At 43.0% G+C, this 18,945-nt stretch carries 18 protein-coding genes and 7 tRNA genes; 5 read left to right on the forward strand and 20 right to left on the reverse strand.

The window, feature by feature from the left end:
- Positions 1-225, forward strand: a 225-nt coding sequence (locus FU659_RS36600; RefSeq protein ID WP_222708689.1) for a hypothetical protein, incomplete at its 5' end; no start/stop codon positions are given.
- An 85-nt stretch (positions 226-310) separates the two neighbouring features.
- Here the strand turns inward: FU659_RS36600 and FU659_RS31425 are convergent.
- The 10 genes from FU659_RS31425 to FU659_RS31470 all read right to left on the reverse strand — a co-directional run bounded on the left by FU659_RS31425 (position 311) and on the right by FU659_RS31470 (position 12,589).
- Positions 311-1,378: a glycoside hydrolase family 113 gene (locus FU659_RS31425; protein WP_147951178.1), complete on the reverse strand. Its 1,068-nt coding sequence runs from the start codon at positions 1,376-1,378 to the stop codon at positions 311-313.
- 2 nt (positions 1,379-1,380) lie between these two features.
- Entirely contained in the window at positions 1,381-3,471 is a 2,091-nt protein-coding gene (locus FU659_RS31430; protein WP_147951179.1) for a cellulose biosynthesis cyclic di-GMP-binding regulatory protein BcsB, read from the reverse strand.
- Between the two features lie 14 nt (positions 3,472-3,485).
- Positions 3,486-4,748: a glycosyltransferase family 2 protein gene (locus FU659_RS31435; RefSeq protein ID WP_147951180.1), complete on the reverse strand. Its 1,263-nt coding sequence runs from the start codon at positions 4,746-4,748 to the stop codon at positions 3,486-3,488.
- A gap of 4 nt (positions 4,749-4,752) precedes the next feature.
- Positions 4,753-6,411 carry a hypothetical protein gene (locus FU659_RS31440; RefSeq protein WP_147951181.1) on the reverse strand — a complete coding sequence of 553 codons (1,659 nt, stop codon included), beginning with the start codon at positions 6,409-6,411 and terminating at the stop codon, positions 4,753-4,755.
- On the reverse strand, positions 6,404-7,237 hold the full coding sequence (locus tag FU659_RS31445; RefSeq protein ID WP_147951182.1) for a GGDEF domain-containing protein: 834 nt from the start codon (positions 7,235-7,237) through the stop codon (positions 6,404-6,406). Before FU659_RS31445 ends, FU659_RS31440 begins: the two co-directional genes overlap by 8 nt.
- The gene (gene wsfD / locus FU659_RS31450) at positions 7,204-8,736 is read right to left on the reverse strand and encodes a glycan biosynthesis hexose transferase WsfD (RefSeq protein ID WP_187274527.1); all 1,533 of its coding nucleotides are present in this window, start codon (positions 8,734-8,736) and stop codon (positions 7,204-7,206) included. The genes FU659_RS31445 and wsfD overlap by 34 nt, the downstream gene beginning before the upstream one ends.
- A gap of 69 nt (positions 8,737-8,805) precedes the next feature.
- Positions 8,806-9,873, reverse strand: coding sequence for an FUSC family protein (locus tag FU659_RS31455; RefSeq protein WP_147951184.1), 1,068 nt, complete (start codon positions 9,871-9,873; stop codon positions 8,806-8,808).
- A 205-nt stretch (positions 9,874-10,078) separates the two neighbouring features.
- Positions 10,079-10,330, reverse strand: a complete 252-nt coding sequence (locus FU659_RS31460; protein WP_147951185.1) for a hypothetical protein — start codon at positions 10,328-10,330, stop codon at positions 10,079-10,081.
- 149 nt (positions 10,331-10,479) lie between these two features.
- Positions 10,480-11,127: a hypothetical protein gene (locus FU659_RS31465; protein WP_147951186.1), complete on the reverse strand. Its 648-nt coding sequence runs from the start codon at positions 11,125-11,127 to the stop codon at positions 10,480-10,482.
- A 643-nt stretch (positions 11,128-11,770) separates the two neighbouring features.
- Positions 11,771-12,589, reverse strand: a complete 819-nt coding sequence (locus FU659_RS31470; protein ID WP_147951187.1) for a hypothetical protein — start codon at positions 12,587-12,589, stop codon at positions 11,771-11,773.
- A gap of 423 nt (positions 12,590-13,012) precedes the next feature.
- On the opposite strand from FU659_RS31470, the gene FU659_RS31475 reads away from it, so the two are divergent.
- From FU659_RS31475 to FU659_RS31490, 4 genes are all read left to right on the forward strand, one after another.
- A complete protein-coding gene (locus FU659_RS31475) occupies positions 13,013-13,600 on the forward strand; it encodes a hypothetical protein (protein ID WP_222708690.1) in 588 nt (195 codons plus the stop codon).
- 243 nt (positions 13,601-13,843) lie between these two features.
- Positions 13,844-14,431 (forward strand): urea carboxylase-associated family protein, encoded by a 588-nt coding sequence (locus tag FU659_RS31480; RefSeq protein WP_261808184.1) that lies wholly within the window; start codon positions 13,844-13,846, stop codon positions 14,429-14,431.
- Between the two features lie 71 nt (positions 14,432-14,502).
- A complete protein-coding gene (locus FU659_RS31485) occupies positions 14,503-15,129 on the forward strand; it encodes a LysE family translocator (RefSeq protein WP_147951190.1) in 627 nt (208 codons plus the stop codon).
- Between the two features lie 90 nt (positions 15,130-15,219).
- On the forward strand, positions 15,220-15,993 hold the full coding sequence (locus FU659_RS31490) for a YqcI/YcgG family protein (protein ID WP_147951191.1): 774 nt from the start codon (positions 15,220-15,222) through the stop codon (positions 15,991-15,993).
- A 6-nt stretch (positions 15,994-15,999) separates the two neighbouring features.
- Here FU659_RS31490 and FU659_RS37870 read toward each other — a convergent pair whose 3' ends face one another.
- The 10 genes from FU659_RS37870 to FU659_RS31535 all read right to left on the reverse strand — a co-directional run bounded on the left by FU659_RS37870 (position 16,000) and on the right by FU659_RS31535 (position 18,945).
- Positions 16,000-16,374 carry a hypothetical protein gene (locus FU659_RS37870; protein ID WP_261808182.1) on the reverse strand — a complete coding sequence of 125 codons (375 nt, stop codon included), beginning with the start codon at positions 16,372-16,374 and terminating at the stop codon, positions 16,000-16,002.
- On the reverse strand, positions 16,329-17,333 hold the full coding sequence (locus tag FU659_RS31495) for an amino acid permease (RefSeq protein ID WP_261808183.1): 1,005 nt from the start codon (positions 17,331-17,333) through the stop codon (positions 16,329-16,331). The genes FU659_RS37870 and FU659_RS31495 overlap by 46 nt, the downstream gene beginning before the upstream one ends.
- A gap of 80 nt (positions 17,334-17,413) precedes the next feature.
- On the reverse strand, positions 17,414-18,052 hold the full coding sequence (locus FU659_RS31500) for a spore coat protein (RefSeq protein ID WP_147951192.1): 639 nt from the start codon (positions 18,050-18,052) through the stop codon (positions 17,414-17,416).
- A gap of 196 nt (positions 18,053-18,248) precedes the next feature.
- Positions 18,249-18,319: transfer RNA gene (locus FU659_RS31505), tRNA-Gly, on the reverse strand.
- A gap of 16 nt (positions 18,320-18,335) precedes the next feature.
- Positions 18,336-18,412, reverse strand: a tRNA-Pro gene (locus FU659_RS31510).
- Between the two features lie 7 nt (positions 18,413-18,419).
- A tRNA-Leu gene (locus FU659_RS31515) sits at positions 18,420-18,498 on the reverse strand.
- Between the two features lie 5 nt (positions 18,499-18,503).
- A tRNA-Arg gene (locus FU659_RS31520) sits at positions 18,504-18,580 on the reverse strand.
- Between the two features lie 19 nt (positions 18,581-18,599).
- A tRNA-Leu gene (locus FU659_RS31525) sits at positions 18,600-18,685 on the reverse strand.
- An 85-nt stretch (positions 18,686-18,770) separates the two neighbouring features.
- Positions 18,771-18,850 (reverse strand) — tRNA-Leu (locus FU659_RS31530).
- 19 nt (positions 18,851-18,869) lie between these two features.
- Positions 18,870-18,945: transfer RNA gene (locus tag FU659_RS31535), tRNA-Lys, on the reverse strand.

Raw genomic sequence — 18,945 nt, forward strand, 5'->3', positions numbered from 1 at the left:
ATTTGCGTTGCTAGCGAGATTTTACAATCTCTTTTTGAACGATTGCTCGTTCGTGCTTACTCACTCGTTGTTCAGTTTTCAAAGATCAATTTCTTTCGTTTTAATCCTTCGCCCCTCAAAGGCGACCTGATTAATATACCACAGCGACCTATTCGATTGCAAGAACTTTTTTTCGTTATCTCTCAATCTTTCGTTCGGCCGCCGAAGCGACAAGGAGTAATATAACAAATCCGGATAGAGATTGCAAGCTTTAACTTGATTATTTTTTAAATAGGGTGATTTACCTCATTATTCACTAGAGGCTTCTTCTTTATTCCTCAAACCATTTCCTAATCACAGCAGCACTTTCTTCAGAAGGATAGTAATGCTTATCCTCTCCATCCTTACCGATGGCAAATACAGAAAAACCTAAAAACCAGTCTTGTGTAAATGCTTGCCGGTAAGCTTCAAAGCCTCTTGCTTGCTCCTCACCATTGTATACATCAGAAGGCGAGGGATTCCATGGGTGCATAGCTGCATAATCGCGTTTGGGAAAACCAAGTTCCCCCAAGAAGATCGGCTTGTTCCATTTTATATGCAAGCGTTCGATCTCATCAATAATAGGCTGTTGACGATGATAAATAGAAGAAGCAAGCAAATCCGCTTTGAGCTGATCAACCGTATTGACGGAGCGATCCGAAAGTTCAAAATATGCACCAATTGAAATGAAATCTACTTTGGAGAAAATAGCGTTGTTCAGCTTCTCTTCAAAAGCCTGCTTACTGGGCTCGTCCCAAGCAGCGGTATACCACCAATTGCTTTTGTAGGTGAGGAGCCCCTTATACTGCTCCCTTATTTTATCCGCTGCAGAACTCCACTTCTCCACGTATGGTTCGAGATAACGAAGATTTGAAGCCATGCATAAGGCATCCACTCTTTCTGGAATGGCTATTTGTTGAATAAGGGGGTTCAATACGACATTCTGCCAATTATCAAAGAAATCCGGGATATTATCGGGTTGCCAATCGGTTTCGTACTGTTCCCCTGAGGATATCCACGGATAGGGCTCTAAAATGACCGTTATGTTTCTTTTCTTAAGTTCCTTAATCAATTCCTTTGCCTTCTGTACGCTAAGGATATCGAGGCTCATTTTACTTGCATGTACGTTATCAATCGAAACTTTCACGGGAACATTGACTGTATTTAGGGAGAGTCGGTCCACATCCAATAGCGCTTGACTCCATGTATAGTCGACCGACAAATTGCCTGACTTTAATTTCATCGATAGTAAATCAGAAGAAGGCATAACTTTCCCATGCATCCATGTAAATACAACTACCGCCGTCACAATGATCACAACAGCAAGGGAAAGAAATCGGGGTTTATGATGCGAGAACATCTCTACCTCCTTCTGAATTTCCTCCAGTAAAGCACCACACCGATAATCAATAGGATCAGAATGGTTAAGAAGATAATCGTGAATATTTTAAGCTGCGTACTGCTCATGTTGATCTTCTCTGTCAGAGAGAGATTATCATTTTTTACAAAGTAATGGTTCGTGAAGTTTTCCCATGTGTCAGCAAGAAGAGCATTGCCAACCATACTGGAGACGTACTTGGATTCGGTCAGGAACTTTTTGACGTGGTCTAAATTAGCTTCCTTTGGCGCTGTGACAACTAATAATCCATGCTGATTGTTAAAAGGCGAAACCATTAATTGAATAGAAGCCAAATTACGCGAGAAATCCTCAAGTAAGCGTCTCTTTTCGTTAGACAAAAAATAACTGAAGCTGCTGTCATAATTAAACCACAAATGATTGTTTATGTCTTTCAGAGCAGGAATGCTTGCGGGAGTTCCTACTAGGATAAGATTGGCATCTTTATGCTTATCTGAGAAACCCGCTTCACGCAGAACCCGGAGCGATCCGGTATTATCTTGGATATCACGCCCCATATACGCAAACATGTTTCCTATCAAATCAAGCTGCGTTTGCCAATTGGCACTAGGAAGCATAACAACCGTATCGTTCCATCTGCCATCTTTAATGAAAGGCCATGGATAGTTATCCAGCAACAAAGCACGCTCATCTTTCGTAGGCAAATAAATGGAGGATGCCTCATCAACGAAACCCCAAGGTGTGTTGTTATCAATGTGCACGCAGTTGGCGTTGGTCATTTGTAGATCAAAAGCTACACTTACATCCATATATCGTGCGCCAATCACACTATTAGGGATATTTACTTCGATGGAATCTCCATCTGCTTTATCCTGCTCTAGTTTTTTACTTCCGATAGGAGTTCCATTGATGTAAACGGTAAGGAGGGACTTCGTAAAATCAATGTTTTTTGCATATCGAACTTGCAAGGATACTTTGGCCCCTGGAAGCACAAGTCGATTAGAAGAAAGCTTGACCCCTACCGATGTTTGCTGCCGGTAAGGCCCTTTTAAATTTATTCCTCCTGCGTAGCCAAGTTCCTTCAATGTCATATGATCGGCTGGCGCGGGATTCTTCATACTCACATCTATTCCTTTGGCAATAAATCCGATATCGGAACTAATCTGGGCCGTCAGATCTTGATTTTGCAGAAGATTAGCAGCAAGGGTTAACATGCCATCATCTAGATCCGTAACGACCGCCATAATAATTTTGGCAGGATCATAAGGGGACTGAACTTTGTATAAAAGTGCCCCCTGACCTACTTTCTCAACCACTTCTTGTGGGGTCTTAACGCGTATTTCAGCAGGAAGGTGCTTCCATTTGCCTATAAAAAGAAGATCATTGTTTTTCTTTGGACTTGCCATCGTTTGTGAATAGGTGGCCAAGTTGAGGTGAATATCCTGCTCTTTGGCATATCCACCCAAGCTGGCGGCGATTTGAAGTGCGGCAGCGATTTCTTCGTCATCTGCTTGGTCAGCAATGACAAGAGAGCTGGACTGGGCACCTTTTTCCTCGCCTGCTTTCAAAAACGGATACGGAAACTCATTAATATTGTTCGACAACGCCTGCTCCTCAAAATCTACATGCACATAAGAGGTTTTGTGCAGCACAACCCAGCTTCCATCGGTTTGATCGTTTACGCAAGCGAGTGTAGCGTCTGTTTCGCTGACTTCCACTCGAATTTCATTGTTACCCGTTTTGAACACTTCCGTAGGCAGACTGATCTCCAACGTATCCTTTCGATTGTTATCCCGCCGAAGCGCCTCGGAATGAACAGGTTGATCATTAACCAGGATCGTTATGGCTGCAGGCTTCGCCAACTCACTAACGGTCAGAAAGAGATGAAGCGATGCGTTCTGCAGCTTCCAGTGCTTGTCCACAGTCACATACATACGATCAGCGCCATAGCTTCCCTTAAACTCCGCATCATCACTAAAGAAGTAATTATGGGTGCTAGCACTGCTGTCATTCTCTACAGCAAAAGTGCTGGGTGAGAGAATAAGTAGGCACCCTACGCATATAACAAGGTACAGAATATGCTTCATCAGCTTCATCTCTTTCCTCCTTTCTAGAATCTTTCGGTTTTGTACCACTTAGCTTCCAGACCCAGAAAACTGTCCTTCACATAGAGCCATACACCTCGGATTGCCACGATTAACCAAAGTTGACAATAGGTAAAATACATCAAAGCAATCAATGCAATATTTTTAGGGTTGCTTTCCCCTTTTTCCATACTTAAAGCGATGGCTATTTCCAAAATAAAAATGAGATAGGCCATCAACCATAATAACGCGGTGTTTCCTGCCACCTTGAATTGAATGATATCGCAAACGCCAAGTAAAAAAATAAGATCAGAAATGATTGCAGAGCTGAGAAAAAGAAAGTAAATGGAAGAAAAATACAGAAGATCAAATCGGATATACTTGGATTCGCCGGAAAAAAGCAATTTGAAGTTTTTGACGAGGACGTACACATTACCCTTCACCCACCTGCTTCTTTGCCGCATCCATACAGGAATGGTTTCGGGTTCCTGCTCCCAGGTAACAGACATGGGGATGTATTTAATTTTGTAACCAAGGCGATACAATCTGAAACTAATTTCCGTATCTTCGGCGATTGCCTTCGTATCCCAGCCGCCCATTTCTTCGATGATGCTTTTCCGAACAATGAAATTCGTTCCCGGTATCGTGCACAGATTGAATAACTGCCATCTGCCTGCTTGCACCATCCATTGAAAGCCAAGTGTTTCGATATTAATAAAACGGGTCAGCATGTTTTTGTTTCTATTTCTTGTGCGGAACTTACCAATGACAGCACCGAGAGAATCATCCCGCCTCAGCGCATGAACCAAATATTTCAGCGCATTGCGCTCAGGCGTGTTATCCGCGTCATAAACGGCAATCAGCTCGCCTTTACTTTTTTGAAAACCAATATTAAGCGCATTTGATTTCCCTTTACCGCCTGTAACGGTATCCGTCGTAATAATATTCAAATTAAAATCAGGCACCCGCCGTTGAATATTGGCCAAGATTTCACCTGTTTGATCCGAGGAGTTATCATTAATGACGATAATTTCATACTTGTCCCTCGGGTAATCGAGGGCAATAAGCGCAGAGACCGTTTGCCCGATGACTTTCTCCTCGTTATGCGCAGGTATGAGAATGGAAACGAACGGATAAGCATTAAGCGGTTCATCCAAATTCATTTTCAACGTTTTCAAATAATAGATATATCCGCCAATGGTAAGGACGATGTTCACAAACAGCATGACCCATATCGAAACCATGCAATACAGAAACAGGTAATCCACAATGCCAAGCTGCTGCCCCATTTTCTCACCTCACATGCTTCTTCCTATTTATTCTCTTGCCCGCAATAAAAGCGACGATAAATAACCCTACGAATAATCCAGCTAAAATCAAAACGAAGTACATCGTTTGCTTAATTCGCTTATTCGTTCCGCTTATCGCTGTCGGATTCTCTCCGCCTCCACCCGAGATAACTTGATTTGACAAATCAGCAGGTCGTTTATCATTAACCGTTAGAATGCCATTGCTGACTGCAATATGGGTGTCCCCAAAAGTAACGCGGCTATCTTTTCTCCCCAGATTTACAAAACCTACACCAGTCTCTTTCAAGTGCAGAACGACTGCGTGAAGGCGATCCTCTTCTGTTGTGCTGTCAAAATCAAGAACAGCGGGCTGTTCAGCTTGAGTGAGGTCGGGAACCATTATCGACCTTTGGTCAATATTGTCAATATCTTGTTTAACAGACGTTATATCAGGTATAAAAGTTCCTTTCCACGTTTGTTCCGGCAGCATATCACGAGAGTAACCCTGCCAAGCGCCATTTTGGACATACATGGAGAAATAATTTAATACCCCTGACAGCTCAGGATCAAACAAAAGATCGGGAGGCCCCGAAAAAGCAACCGGATAAATATGATTTTGCAAATAAGCTTGCAAGGACGCATCCATTAACTTGGCTGGTGTCATCGTGTCTACCCCGGCTATGGACAAATATCCGCTAATATCCGATTGCCATTCATCCGGCAGTTTCCAGCCAAGCAGATTTCCTAGAACAGGCGTTCCACCCCATTCCTGCACATGCTGCAGCGTCTGATAATACCTTTGCATTTGCGGCAAATCTGTATTCACGAAAATAGGTCGAAGTTCGACGATAAAAGGCACGCCTTGTCCGTTCAACCATTTGGCTTCTGCCTCTAACTTAGCAAAATCGATAAAAGGACTAACCTGATTCAGTTTTACAAATACGCGTGGCGTTTCTGCTGGTTTATTGAACATTCGGCTTAATAAGTCCCGGAAGACGGGACTGTCTGTACCTTCTTTGGCAAAGGTTGCTACACACCATACATTCCCGCTTCTTAGCGCATAAGCATACGATCGTGTGCCGTCGGATAAAGAACCGTAGGTTGACACATTTTGCTCATCCAAGGAACGCAGCTTAGGCGTTAATCCCCGTTGGCCAATGAGTAGACTCTCACCTACTTTCCGGTTGATCAGACGAAATGGATAATGCAGCTCAGCAAACTTGCTGGTGTATCCGTCAACCGCAAAGCCAGTCATAAGTCCGTAATTCGCATAACGCTCTATTCCGCCTCCGATCCAGCCTATGACGCCGCTGAATTTTTGCAGATCTAAGCCGATATCCGTTCTTACTTGTTCCTGGCTCATGCCTGCTAAGAAAACATACTGGGCATTGTCCAGCAAATCAGAGCGATAGTTATCGATGCGGACAAGACTCACCTTCGAGCAATAACCCCTTATTAAACTATATAGGGTCATAAGCTCCTGTCTTCCCTCTTGGGGATTATCATAACCGCCATACAAGAGTATCGCAGATGGGTCCCCTTGTTTAACAGAACTACTTTCCTTATCAGGCACTACATACATAGCTTTACCTAGAGAAGAATTTATAAGCATAAAAAAAAGAAGAACAAGACAGAACAATACCCCTTTAGGCTTGCTAAACATCGTATTCCATATCCTTTTCAGCCGCCTTGCGCATACTGATAACATCCTTGATGCTATCGTTATATTCAGCAATACCTACTCTTAATTCCATATTAACAGCAACAGCATGGTCCAGGCTGTATTGCTGGATCGTTTCTTTAATTCGCTGCTTGACGACTTCAGCGCCAACAGCGTTGCCAAAAAGTAGTGTCGCAAAGGTTCGCCCATCTTCCAGCATGTAGCTGCGATCCTCCACGCGCGTCAAATCAACAAGCTGTTGGCCGATCAGTTTCAAAATGTCTTCCATTCTGTCTTGTCCGACTATACTTTTGATATCTTCGAAATACATGATATTGACCATCATCAAATTAAGCGGCAGCTTATAGCGGCGGGACAGCCCCATATATTGGGTAAGCATGCCATAGAAGGCTTTTACATTATTCAAACCCGTACTTTCATCTACAGTCACATATTTGGCATAATCGCTTTTCATCCGAATATTCTCTTCCTGAATCAACCGGATTTTACTCCCGATCGTGGCGCTAACGACGGCTGATCCAGGTACCAAGACCATCCAATAATACACATGAGATTCGACCGCTTTTCCAAGTACAACTGTGCCGTACATCACATAACTGCCATAGAAAAAAATAACTAAAGCGCCCATCCCCAAGGAGATCACCATCCCCGTGAAATAAGAAAGAATAGCTATGGTGAACAATACGCTGAGCATAATCATATTTTCAAAATAAAACTCTTTAGGCAGCAAAACAAACAGGTTGACAACCCCATAGATCAAGATTGCAAGTACAATTACCCAGATATCGAGTTTCTTGGCTTCTCCCATGGCAGGTTCACCCTTTCTCCGACCTTAAGTTTCACGTATAATGCATCAATGAAATTGACAAGGATGACAACGAACATAAAATCATAGCAAACATCAAATAAGAATAAGTGCTTGGCCATATCCGCATCTCCGGCACCAAGAAAGGAAGCTCCAAATTGAGCAAGTCCAATCAAGCCGATCAAGCCAAACACTTCCAGACTGATCATTCCCTTCGTGTCTTTGCTCCGCAAACGCTGTACATAGATCCGTACTAAACCGGCATAGTAAATGGCATAAAAGAACACAATAAATTTGAAATTTTTAGGGAAGATGACTAATTTCACCGTACTCCAGCCTGACCATAGAGCTGCCTTCTGACCCTCTAATTTCCCTGCGGCTTTCTCGTAGTTACCGATCACTTGCGGTCGAATAGCAAAGGCATTCTTGGCGGCCAGATCCAGTTTTTCAAAAGCTCTGTCCGGATGTAAGACATAATATTTGATAATGGAAGTATACCCAAATTTAGAATAAAACTCTTTGTTCATCTGATCCGATTCTGGAGGTTCCACCACATACTTGTCATAGTAAGTCGTCCCTCCCAATAAGGAGTACTTCGGATCAAGTCCCAGCTCTTTCACATCTCGCTCCGGATTGATCGAATCCGCAAGTATACCCCGTGTTAAAGCATGGTATTGATTAATGTGCTTAATATCATCTGTAATCGAACCGAACACAAAACCCCCTAATGCAATCAGCAGGGTTGTCGCCGTAATGACTGTCGACCTCCACAGCTTGTCTTTCCTAAGAAAGAAGAACCGAACAGACACGATCGCGATTAATATCGCGACTGGTGCATTCTGTTGTTTGGCCGCCACGAAAAAAGACGCACACACAAAGAAAAGAATAAAATTCGACACAGAAGGTTTAGATGTCCTCAACAACTTAAACATAAATGCCAAAGTCAAAAACAAAAATACGTAAGAGGCCGGTTCACCGTAAAATGAATTAAAATAGGCGATATATCCGATATCACCAAATATGAAAATCGAAATGGCAGCTGTTATCGCCACTAACGGTGCCTTCATTCGCTCTGTTAACTGCTTAAGAAGCATGTAAAAAGCAAGAAGGAATAAGACTGTATAGATAACACCCATCATTCTAACATCAAAAATATTATCGGCTGTCAGCCATAGATCAAGCGTTAACGCAACCCGAATCACTAGGGATAATGAGGAAATAAATGTCGTGTTCAACTCATATGGAAATTGTCTGATCCCAAATAAACGAGTAAAATACCCGAAATGACGATCTTCAAAGGTAGTCGTTAAATCATATATACCCACATTATGAATTTCTCTAAAAAAATCTCCATTATCGGCCATGCCGATGTAGGGTTTCACAAATAACAGGCAAATAATAATTAATGCCATTAAAGCTGTTGCCATCTGAACAATGCGTTGGTGAAAATGGGGTATCTTCCTTGTTTTAACTGCCCGATTTCTTCTCGTTTGTCTCATCATCTGATGTGCGGACTGATAAAAGCCCCCTCCTTTTCTACTTATCTGCATCGCGATTTCACGGCATTCCTGCTATTTCAACCTAATGCTTTTGAGCAGCATATCAAAGGGTTCCTTCTCTTCTGTTTCCCCGCGGTGATAATGCTCAACGAGCTTATCCAACCGCATCACTTGATAACCATAGTCGTACATGGCAGCAGCAACGATTGCTAACCGCAGCATACCGCTCGGTTTGTCATGATAATGTTCCATAAGAAAGGACATGAAACGCTCATTCTGCGCGTCCATTTCCAACCCTTCTTTACTATCAGACTTTAGTTTGTCATCGAATTTCAATAAGACGTGCTCGTGAAACTTGATCAGTTCTTCAATGTGACTGTCAAAATAACGATCCAGTTCTTCCGTACGGGGGGATTGGAAATAATGCTCATCTACAGCATTGAGAACAGCAAGTCCCTTGTACATAACCTGGAGCTTTTGTTTGTAAATAATCAGCTGACGAACACGGCTGAGACCGGCATGTCTCAGTTTCTTAACCTCTTCCTCCATCAGCCCATACTTGCTGCTCAAAGATTGCAAGCCGCTTTCCAGCGAGCCCTTCTCTTCACGGAAGACGGTTTCCTTGATCTCATCCGAAATTACGGTGCGTAAAAGGAGCGACATTTTTTGAAAAGTAGTTTGAATCTGTGCAGCAAACTGTTCCTTCGGCTTGGGCGGAAAAAACAACACGTTCACTACGAATGCACAACCGATTCCGATTAAACTCAGTAGAAATCGATTTAAGGCAAACTGCCATTCACCGGAGGCCTCCATGACCGCTACAACCGTGACCAGCGTAACTCCAATCGTTTCTTCCATACCCATCCTTAAACAAACAATAATGACTAGAATGCATACAATCCCAATTGCAATCACATTATTGGAGAAGAACATACCCGCTAAGAGAGCCAACGCTGCTCCCAGAATATTGGTTTGTATTTGATCAAGAAAATAACGCCATGAGCGATAAATCGATGGTTGCATCGCAAAGATCGCTGCCACGGCGGCTATAACGGGAGGAGTGAAACCAAGCCATGCACTGATATACAAGGCCAATGCCACGGCTATTCCCGTCTTCCATACACGTGCGCCAAAAACCATGAAACCCCTCCTATATAGATTGTCTATAGATCTAATCTTACACAGGTCTGATGAAGGATGCAAAAGTAATCAGACAATTGGGAAAATGTACAATGAACCTTAACCATAATTTGAGAAAGGCTGCTTTGCGGCTGTGTATTCAGCTCATGCGTATATGAAAAAACACCCACGTTTGGTGGATGTTCTGGCCGTCACTTCTAACATGCTATTGGATGGTAAAACCTAGTTCCAACGCTCTTTTGAGCATAGCATCTGTAAATTTATTCTTCTTGTATTTTTTTTCAATCTCTTCTTTAGTAACCGGTATCCACTTGAAATCTTTATTGAGATAGATCATGACCTTGGTTCCCCAATCTACATGGATCGTCCGGTCTGTCACTTTTTTGATTTTCCCAATTTTTGAAACCGCATAGCCAATGGTCTCTACACAATATTTATCCAGTATCTGTTGATTCATTTCATTCTCTCCCTTTTGAAAGCCGCGCCATACACGATAGCTCGTGATTTGACTATACCATAACATCCATCAAAAGGTTACATGAAGCGTCAAAATAAAAACCGCTCTATTCTACAATGAGAAAGAGCGGCTCTGTGTGGTGAAACAAATTAGGCACTAAAATAATACATAAGATTCAGACCGCTGATCTCGGCCAAAGCGAATTGATCGATATGCGAATGAAAATTATGCTTCGAATCATCCTCCATACGAGTGAATTGATCGGATAGATAAGCGAGGCGCAGCAGGATGTCTTTTTCTGCACCAATTGTCATCATTTTAACCTTCTCGTTGGTGGTGGATACATGAAATGAAGCAGTGACTTCTGGCTGTTCAACCGCCAAGCTTAGCATAGACAAGTCAGGCTCAATCTCTATGGTCTCCGCTTCCAAGCCCGAGAGAGAATGATGAATGGAGCCTACCTTCCGAAGCTGAATAGGGATTTGACCACCGTTAAATAAAGCAAGATTCAAATCAAATTCACCCATGGTATACGAGTTCCTCGTCTCTTCCGTTACCATCGTCGGTGTTCGTTCATTAAAGCCTTGTCCCAATGCATAAAACCATTCATGAGGATCGGTACTTTGAGCCGCGATAAGAAATAAATCTCTTAAGAAAGCAAATCCTTCCGCGTTTGCTAATACACTGCGTGAATCAATAACAGGTTCGGCAAACCAAAGATTTCGTGGCTGATCAAGCGGCTGTAAAATGGTAAACTGCTTTTTACCTTGTTGAACTGTAACTCTTTTAAATTTCATTTCAGAACAATGCCCCCGCAGTTTTTCTATAATGATCTTAAAAAGATAACGTTTTCATTTCTAGTATATAAGAAAGCGTTCCTTTTATCTAGATCGTATCACAAGATTGGTCGAACGAATGATAATTATTTATGAATAAGAGCCCATCCGACTTCGAATGAGCAACTGAACGATTTATTCTGAATGATTGTCCAACGACAGAAATGTGACCTGTTTGGTAATGTTGATGCTACAGCAATTCTAAATACAAACAGGGCACAATGCTTGTCGTGAAAATGCGACAGCATTGTGCCCTGTTTGTAAGTTGGCGACAGAATAGTGACCTGTTCTCTGAAATGAGCTTCTGCAATCATTTTAGCGATCCCGGTCAGGGAAACTGAGCGGTGACATTTGAGAAAGGATTGATTCCGCTATGTCTGCAATCCTCTTCCCATTTTAGACTTCTTGACGACGATTGGCCCCTCCTCATCGGGAGGCTCGATTAAGAACGAAGGCTGAAGACACATACATTCCACGCTAAACCTGGAGCACGATTTGCAGATCATTGATGAATCGTCAACGACCAAGGAGTTTGTAAGAAAAAGGTGTGAGAAAATATCCTCACACCTTTTTCTTACGCTTATAATTTTAATCAATGAATAATTTATTTCTTAAATTCTTTCACATCATCTGGTCTTTGAGATATATGGAATGTACCTATTACCTTTTCGCCATCCACATCATATAACTTAATTTCTCTAAAACTTTCTTGAGCAAAACTATGTTGTTTAGATATTGCTTCCTCTGGTTTTTTTGGCATTTTTGTATTCAAATCCGCAGCTCGCACATATCCAAAAATACCATCAACACCAATTGCTTGAATTAAATCTGGTTCTGAATTTGGTGCCACTTTTTCCGCTGATCCATATGTCTCGCCATTCTTATTTTTCGAGAAACTGGAAGCAACTTCGTTAGTGGATGCACTAAGTGTTGAAGAACTCGTCATTGTAATAGCCAGAGTATTAGAACCTCCAGATATAGCTGGGCTGCTAAGTATATTGTATTTAACGTATTCGCCAAAACTATATGCTGCAGTTTGTCCTTTAGCTGTATAGTTGCCTGCCCCGCAATTATCCTGGGAACTAGTCTGAAGACCTCCAGCCTCACTAGCATTATAATACCAGTCATGCACTTTGCATAGAGTACCTGCTCTGTATAACTCAGTTTTTACACCTATGTAGCCTGTTGGAACATTAGAATTACCACTAACGGAAAGGTTTCCCTGTGCGACTACATCGTTGGGATAAAAACTACTTTCACTATTATGTACTTCTGCATAATTAGAGTAGGTGGTAGAATCGACTTTGTAAACAGTTAGAGAGCCAGTTGCACTGGCCGCAAATGCTACGGACGCAACTGTTGCAGAAACAACACCCACTATCAACGTGCAGATTAATGCTGCTATCTTCTTTTTAATAAACATGATTAAATTATTCCTCCTTATTCGTACTAACGGAATCATATTTTTAGACGACTGACAGTCTAATTATAGGACATGGAACACCTCATTTCCCCATAAATTAGGATATTATTCATATTAATGGATTAGTCTATCATATTATCCCAAATTCGAAAAGACTTATTTCAATACCAGTTGATAGATGAAAAATAATCACTTGAATATTGCAAAAGATGGCGATCCTGATGCGTAGCTAGTCAAAATCATTCTTTTCGTTCATGTTTATTCCATTTTTTTGAATTAACGGGAGATATACGCAACTTTTTAATGCTTGGTGTCGTATAAGAAGTAAAAAGAAGGGGTAGAACGATTATAGAGTAAAGAGTGAGAAACTTTAGAAGGGAGTGAACAAATGTGAGGGTGTACTACTCTAAAGGCTTCAGAACATTGATTGGTGTTGTTTTTATCGTTTGTGTAGTGGGAGGTGCAATGGCATTCCAAAGCATATATGCTAAAAGTGCGACTAATCAAAGTTATACAAATCCTCTCAACTATCCTAAAAATGAACATGGACAGACATACGGCTCTGCTGAAGAAACCACCTCCGTTGAAATGCTACCTGATTTAATCCAAGCAGGAAGTATGAATGGCATTAAAGGATATTTGCTGAAAAAAGATTATCTCGGTGAACCTGGTCGTGATGTCCCGTTATATGATGTTGATGGGAAAACCATAATTGGTTCTTTTCACATTGGAGCTAAGAATATGAACTATCCTAAAAATAAAAACGGACAGACATACGGTTCTGCCACAGATACTACTTCTCCAGAAATGGGACCTGAATTAATAAGTGCTATAGGTGTGGATGGCAAAAAAGGATATGTGCTGAAAAAAGACATAGACAGTGAGCTACCAAAATCACCCGAGGAAGCCATTGAGATACAGAACAGTAGATCGCCAGGCGGTCGTGATATTCCGCTGTATGACGTTGATGGTGAAACCGTAATTGGTGTGTTTCATGTTGGAGTAAATTAACAAGAAAAGCATGTTGTGAGACGGGTCATTATTCTGTCGCAAAAAAATGAGAGGTCATATTTCTGTCGCAAGACAGGTTATTATTCTGTCGTTGGACAATGATCCAACCATCCTTTTCTCTCAGTCACACATATAAACATCCTATTTATAACCCAGGAAGGAATCACCACATAAATCCATCAATGAATTGGTATACGAAGAGCCATACTGTAAGTGTAACCTACATAGGGAGGACCATGAATGATCACACAACAATGGCTAATTCCTGCGACCGAGGGCCTTAGCCTCCAGCTGAAGAAGGGGGAAGTTGTTCGGATTACTGATGTTGCAGGTGAACAAGTAGCCGATTTTGTTGCCTATCGTGCTGATGATTTTAGCGAACGTCTTGACCCTAGCGTTACCATGGATGCTTTGCATGCCATGAAAGTGAAGCCAGGCGATGTGATCTACTCCAATAAATATAAGCCTATGCTTACCATTGTTAAGGATACCGTAGGAACGCACGATTTTATTAACTCAGCCTGTCGCCCTGAAATGTATGAGTTTCTGTACAATAAGCGAAACCATGCGAGTTGCTATATGAACTTAAATAACGCACTGGCCCAATTCGATATCCCCGCTCCGGATCAGCATTATCCCTTTAATTTATTTATGAACACCGTCATTAAGCCTTCAGGACAAATCCGTATAGAGAAACCTTTATCGAAAGCAGGCGACTCTATCGAGCTTCGTGCGGAAATGGACCTGATTGTGGCCATATCTGCTTGTCCCTGTGAAGAAAGCATCTGCAATGGATACAAGTGTACACCCATTGCTGTTGAGCTGCTTTAATCCTTCTAACAAGAAGCTGGCTGGCATACAATAACTTGTATAAGTTATTTGATGTTCAGGGAGCGATGTGAATGAATGCTTTTATCACTTATATGTTTCTAGGTATATCGTTATCGGCACCCATCGGTCCTATAAACGCAGCTCAACTCGATAAGGGAGCCAGATTCGGCTTTACCCATGCGTGGTTGATCGGTTTGGGCGCGATGTGTGCCGATTTGCTGTATATGCTGCTCATTTATTTTGGTTTGGCTCATTTTCTGAGTACGCCTTTTATGAAAACATTTCTATGGATGTTTGGCTGTTTTGTGCTTATCTATACCGGGATAGACACCTTAAAGAATGTGAAGCAACCCCCAGCAACCAGCTCGTCTGAGATCCAATCCAGCGTAAGCTCATTTCGCTCCGGATTTATTATGGCGCTTACGAATCCGCTTAATATTTTATTTTGGCTCGGCATTTATGGCTCCATTTTAGCAGAAAGTGTACAGAGCTATGGTCTTATCCAGGTACTGTGGCACAGCTCGGGCATTTTTGCCGGTATCCTAATGTGGGATATTGTCATGGCCACGCTCGCCAGCTCCTTTCACAAGTTCGGAAATCGCACTACCTTGCAAACGATCTCTGGAATCGCTGGTCTTTCCCTCATTGGCTTTGGTATTTATTTTGGCTATCAAGCTTTTAGACAGCTAACTGATTAAACGAAAGGTTTGCAGCACCTAAGTGGGCACTCACCCATATAGCCTCCTTCGCATAGTATGCTTCGTACTCATGAAGGAGGTTATACCTACATGGCTGATCTATACGCCAAAGCCTGGCTCGATGAACATTTAACCACCCTGCCGGCATGGCAGCAAGGCGCCTTTCGCCAATTCGGCAACATGATTGCAGATCCAGAAAATTCATACCCTTGTATACCCGGGCGTCAGGGTTTCCTTACTAATAACCTGCGCTTTGGCTTTGCAGCTGATCCAAGATCGGAACAAGCGATCTCGGAAGTTGTTCAGCTCCTACAGGCGTATCGCCAATGTTCACGGGAAACAGGCAAATTTGCCTCACTCGTTATTTTTTTCAATACGCCCGAAGACATGCTTAAAAGCTCCTCTGTAGAAGACTACGAGCAGCTTTTTTGGTCTGTCCTAAGCCGGGCTAGCGCCAAAGACCAAACGCCATGGCCTGAGCATATATCAACAGATCCTTCCCACCATTCCTGGGAGTTTTGTTTCGATGGGGAGCCGTATTTCTCCTTTTGCGGAACACCTGCACATATCGTACGAAAGAGTCGGATGTTTCCGCATTTCCTCATCGCTTTCCAGCCACGGTGGGTATTTGAAGAAATCAACGATTCCACCCCTTATGGACGTCATATGAAAAAACGAATTCGTCAGAAATTAGTCGAATATGATGGTATCCCCGCGCATCCTTCTTTGAAATGGTACGGTGAGGAGGATAACCAAGAATGGAAGCAATATTTCTTGCGTGATGATGAAAGCATCCCTTCTAGATGTCCCTACACTTATATGAAAAATAAACTTAAGACCATAGGTGTACGTTTTCACAAATAATAACCGTTACGCCGGTTCTTTAAGTGACGATTTCTGCTTCATCCAGAACGTGATTAGCACAATAATTAGGACGATAAGCAGGCTGGTCCAAAAACCGGGTCTTCCGCTTTTCTCCAGAAGTGGTCCCGTTGCAGCCGTCACAATGAGAAAGATCGCCACCCAAGATTTCAGTTGCCCGCTAATTCCCGGTTTATGCTCTTTCAGGTACGATGCCACGATCAGCAACCACGTATATAGAAGAACCAGACCACCAGCCGTCGTTATATGTTCAAAAATTCGACTCGGCATCACCAACGCCAAAATAATAGAAACACACAGACCTATCGTATTCATGCCTAGCGCATAAAGCGGCAACTGCTTCTTGCCTTTCCTATCTGCCAACCAGGACGCGCATCCCCACCTTCCGCCAGAGCAACCAACATCGTGGACACGCCGTATAACGAGGCAACGAGGATAGAAAATCCTGCAATAATTAGCACTGCATTCATGATGTGCACCAGAACAGGTAAACCCATAATCTCTAACGGAATAAGCAGCGGACTCCTATCAGGCGTTAGATGATCTTTCGCAATAAAAAGAAGCGCTAGTCCGAGAGAAAACACGTAAAGTACTGTAATAGCAAGAAGCATGAATCTTCCTGCCTTAGGAGCATCTTGGGGATTACGCAAATTCACCGCCATGAAGCCCATCACCTCTATGCCACTAAATGCATAGAACGCATACAAAAGCCCTCTCCATGCTCCGGTCCAACCAGATCCAAACCATTGAATCGCACTACCCTGAATAGATTTTACTCCGTTAGTTCCTTTAATAAAGGCAATCCCGGCTACGAGGATGAACATCATGATAGCCGCCACTTTGACGATGGCGAATATGTTCTCCGTTTTGTTTATTCCTTTAGATCCAAGAATAACAACAAAAAGTGCAAGGACCGAGTAACCTGCAGCTAACAGCCAAAGCGGTAGACTCGGAAACCAAAACTGCGTAAAAATCCCAATCGCCGTTAAGGAGCTGCCCAAGATAAGCATTTCCGAGGACCAATACAACCATCCCATGCCAAAACCTGCCCAGCGGCCATAGGCTTCTTTCACATAGCTTCGAAATGATCCCTTCTCAGGATTCAAAACAGTCATTTGTGCCAGTGCATCATAAACAAATAAAGTCGCTAACGCCGCCAGTAAAAAAATAAACAAAACCATAAAGCCGCTCTTTTGAATGGCGATGCTGGAACCAAGAAAAAATCCGGTACCTATTGTACAGCCAACGCCAAACATCATTAGCTGCCACCAAGATAGCTTGTTCTTATTGTCGTCCCTGTTACTATGCCGCGAAGTGACCATCGGCCATCGGCCTCCCCTGTTTGTTTAAGAAAAGCCCAACAGCGGCTTTTAGACCGAGGCTGGGCTTCAGAAGCCGTAAGCTAGTGAACAGTCGCTGCTGCTTTGTTATTGGCTGGCAATTGCGGTGTCCCTGTTGCAGGGACAAAAGCTGTAAGCATTTTTTGCATATCGGAAGCTTCTAACTGCGGCACTTGATAGTAGGCATGCTTGTTCTGATAAAGGAAGATTTCATAGGCCATTTCTATATAATTTTGTACCTGAGAGGCTAAAACGCGTCGAACAACCGGATTCGTCACTTCGACTGCAGTCATTGTCAGCAACGAGGCATGTGTTTTAATTAGGCCCATCATATGTCCGCTAATCCCGGCATCCTTCACATAAGCGAGTGACTGGTTTGGTTTTTTCGGTTGCGTTGGCTTTATGCCGTAGATCGGCTGCGTCAGCTGTTTAATCATATACGTGGACGTTTCTTGACTTGGCTTTTGCCCTGTTGTAAAACACTCAGCGGTTACATTGTATTGCGAAAGCACAAAATTGTACTGACGATCCAAAATATCCAGAAGTTCGTTATCTTGCACAAACTGTCTGGAAATCATGAATTGGTCCAACACATTGATGTTACAACCAAGCACCTCATGTAAATCAAAAAGCTCATGACCTCCATGGTTGGTACTAGGTGCCGTTTGCGTTTGATTATTAGGCTGCGTTTGCTGTTGCATGGCGAAGTCTCCCTTTGAGTTCGAGTTAGAGTAACTTCGTTAATGTGGGTTTTGTAGGGGAGGATTATGCATCGCGATTATATTTTACAGTGTATCCTGACGGTTTTATCAGTTAGCAAGATTTTCAGTGTTATAGGGGATCTCTAATAACAAAAAAACCCTTGCATCGCAAGGGCTTCAAGTTCTTTCTCTGTTAAGCGGGCGGCGGGAATCGAACCCGCGCGATCAGCTTGGAAGGCTGAAGTTCTACCATTAAACTACGCCCGCAAGTTACTAAATTAAATGGTCGGGACGACACGATTTGAACATGCGACCCCCTGCTCCCAAAGCAGGTGCTCTACCAAGCTGAGCTACGTCCCGAAGATCATACCGGCGAGAGGACTCGAACCTCCACTCGTTAGAACTCGATTTTGAGTCGAGCGCGTCTGCCATTCCGCCACGCCGGCTTATATGGCGCGCCCTGAGAGATTCGAACTCCCGACCTTTTGATTCGTAGTCAAATACTCTATCCAGCTGAGCTAAGGGCGCGCGTATGAAGTTAAGATAATGCCGAAGACCGGACTTGAACCGGTACGGTAGTCACCTACCGCAGGATTTTAAGTCCTGTGCGTCTGCCGATTCCGCCACTCCGGCATGCTTATAGCCATGCAAGGCAGTACTCTCGATTCGAACTGGCTGCAATAAACTGCCTGCTAGTTCGTCACTTATTAGAGTATTATGCGCGTAGAGGGACTTGAACCCCCACGGTCGCCCGCTAGATCCTAAGTCTAGTGCGTCTGCCAATTCCGCCATACGCGCATAGTGTAAATAAGGCAAATGGTGAGTCATGTAGGATTCGAACCTACGACACCCTGATTAAAAGTCAGGTGCTCTACCAACTGAGCTAATGACTC

Source organism: Paenibacillus sp. N3.4 (assembly GCF_008017805.1).
GTDB lineage: Bacteria > Bacillota > Bacilli > Paenibacillales > NBRC-103111 > Paenibacillus_E.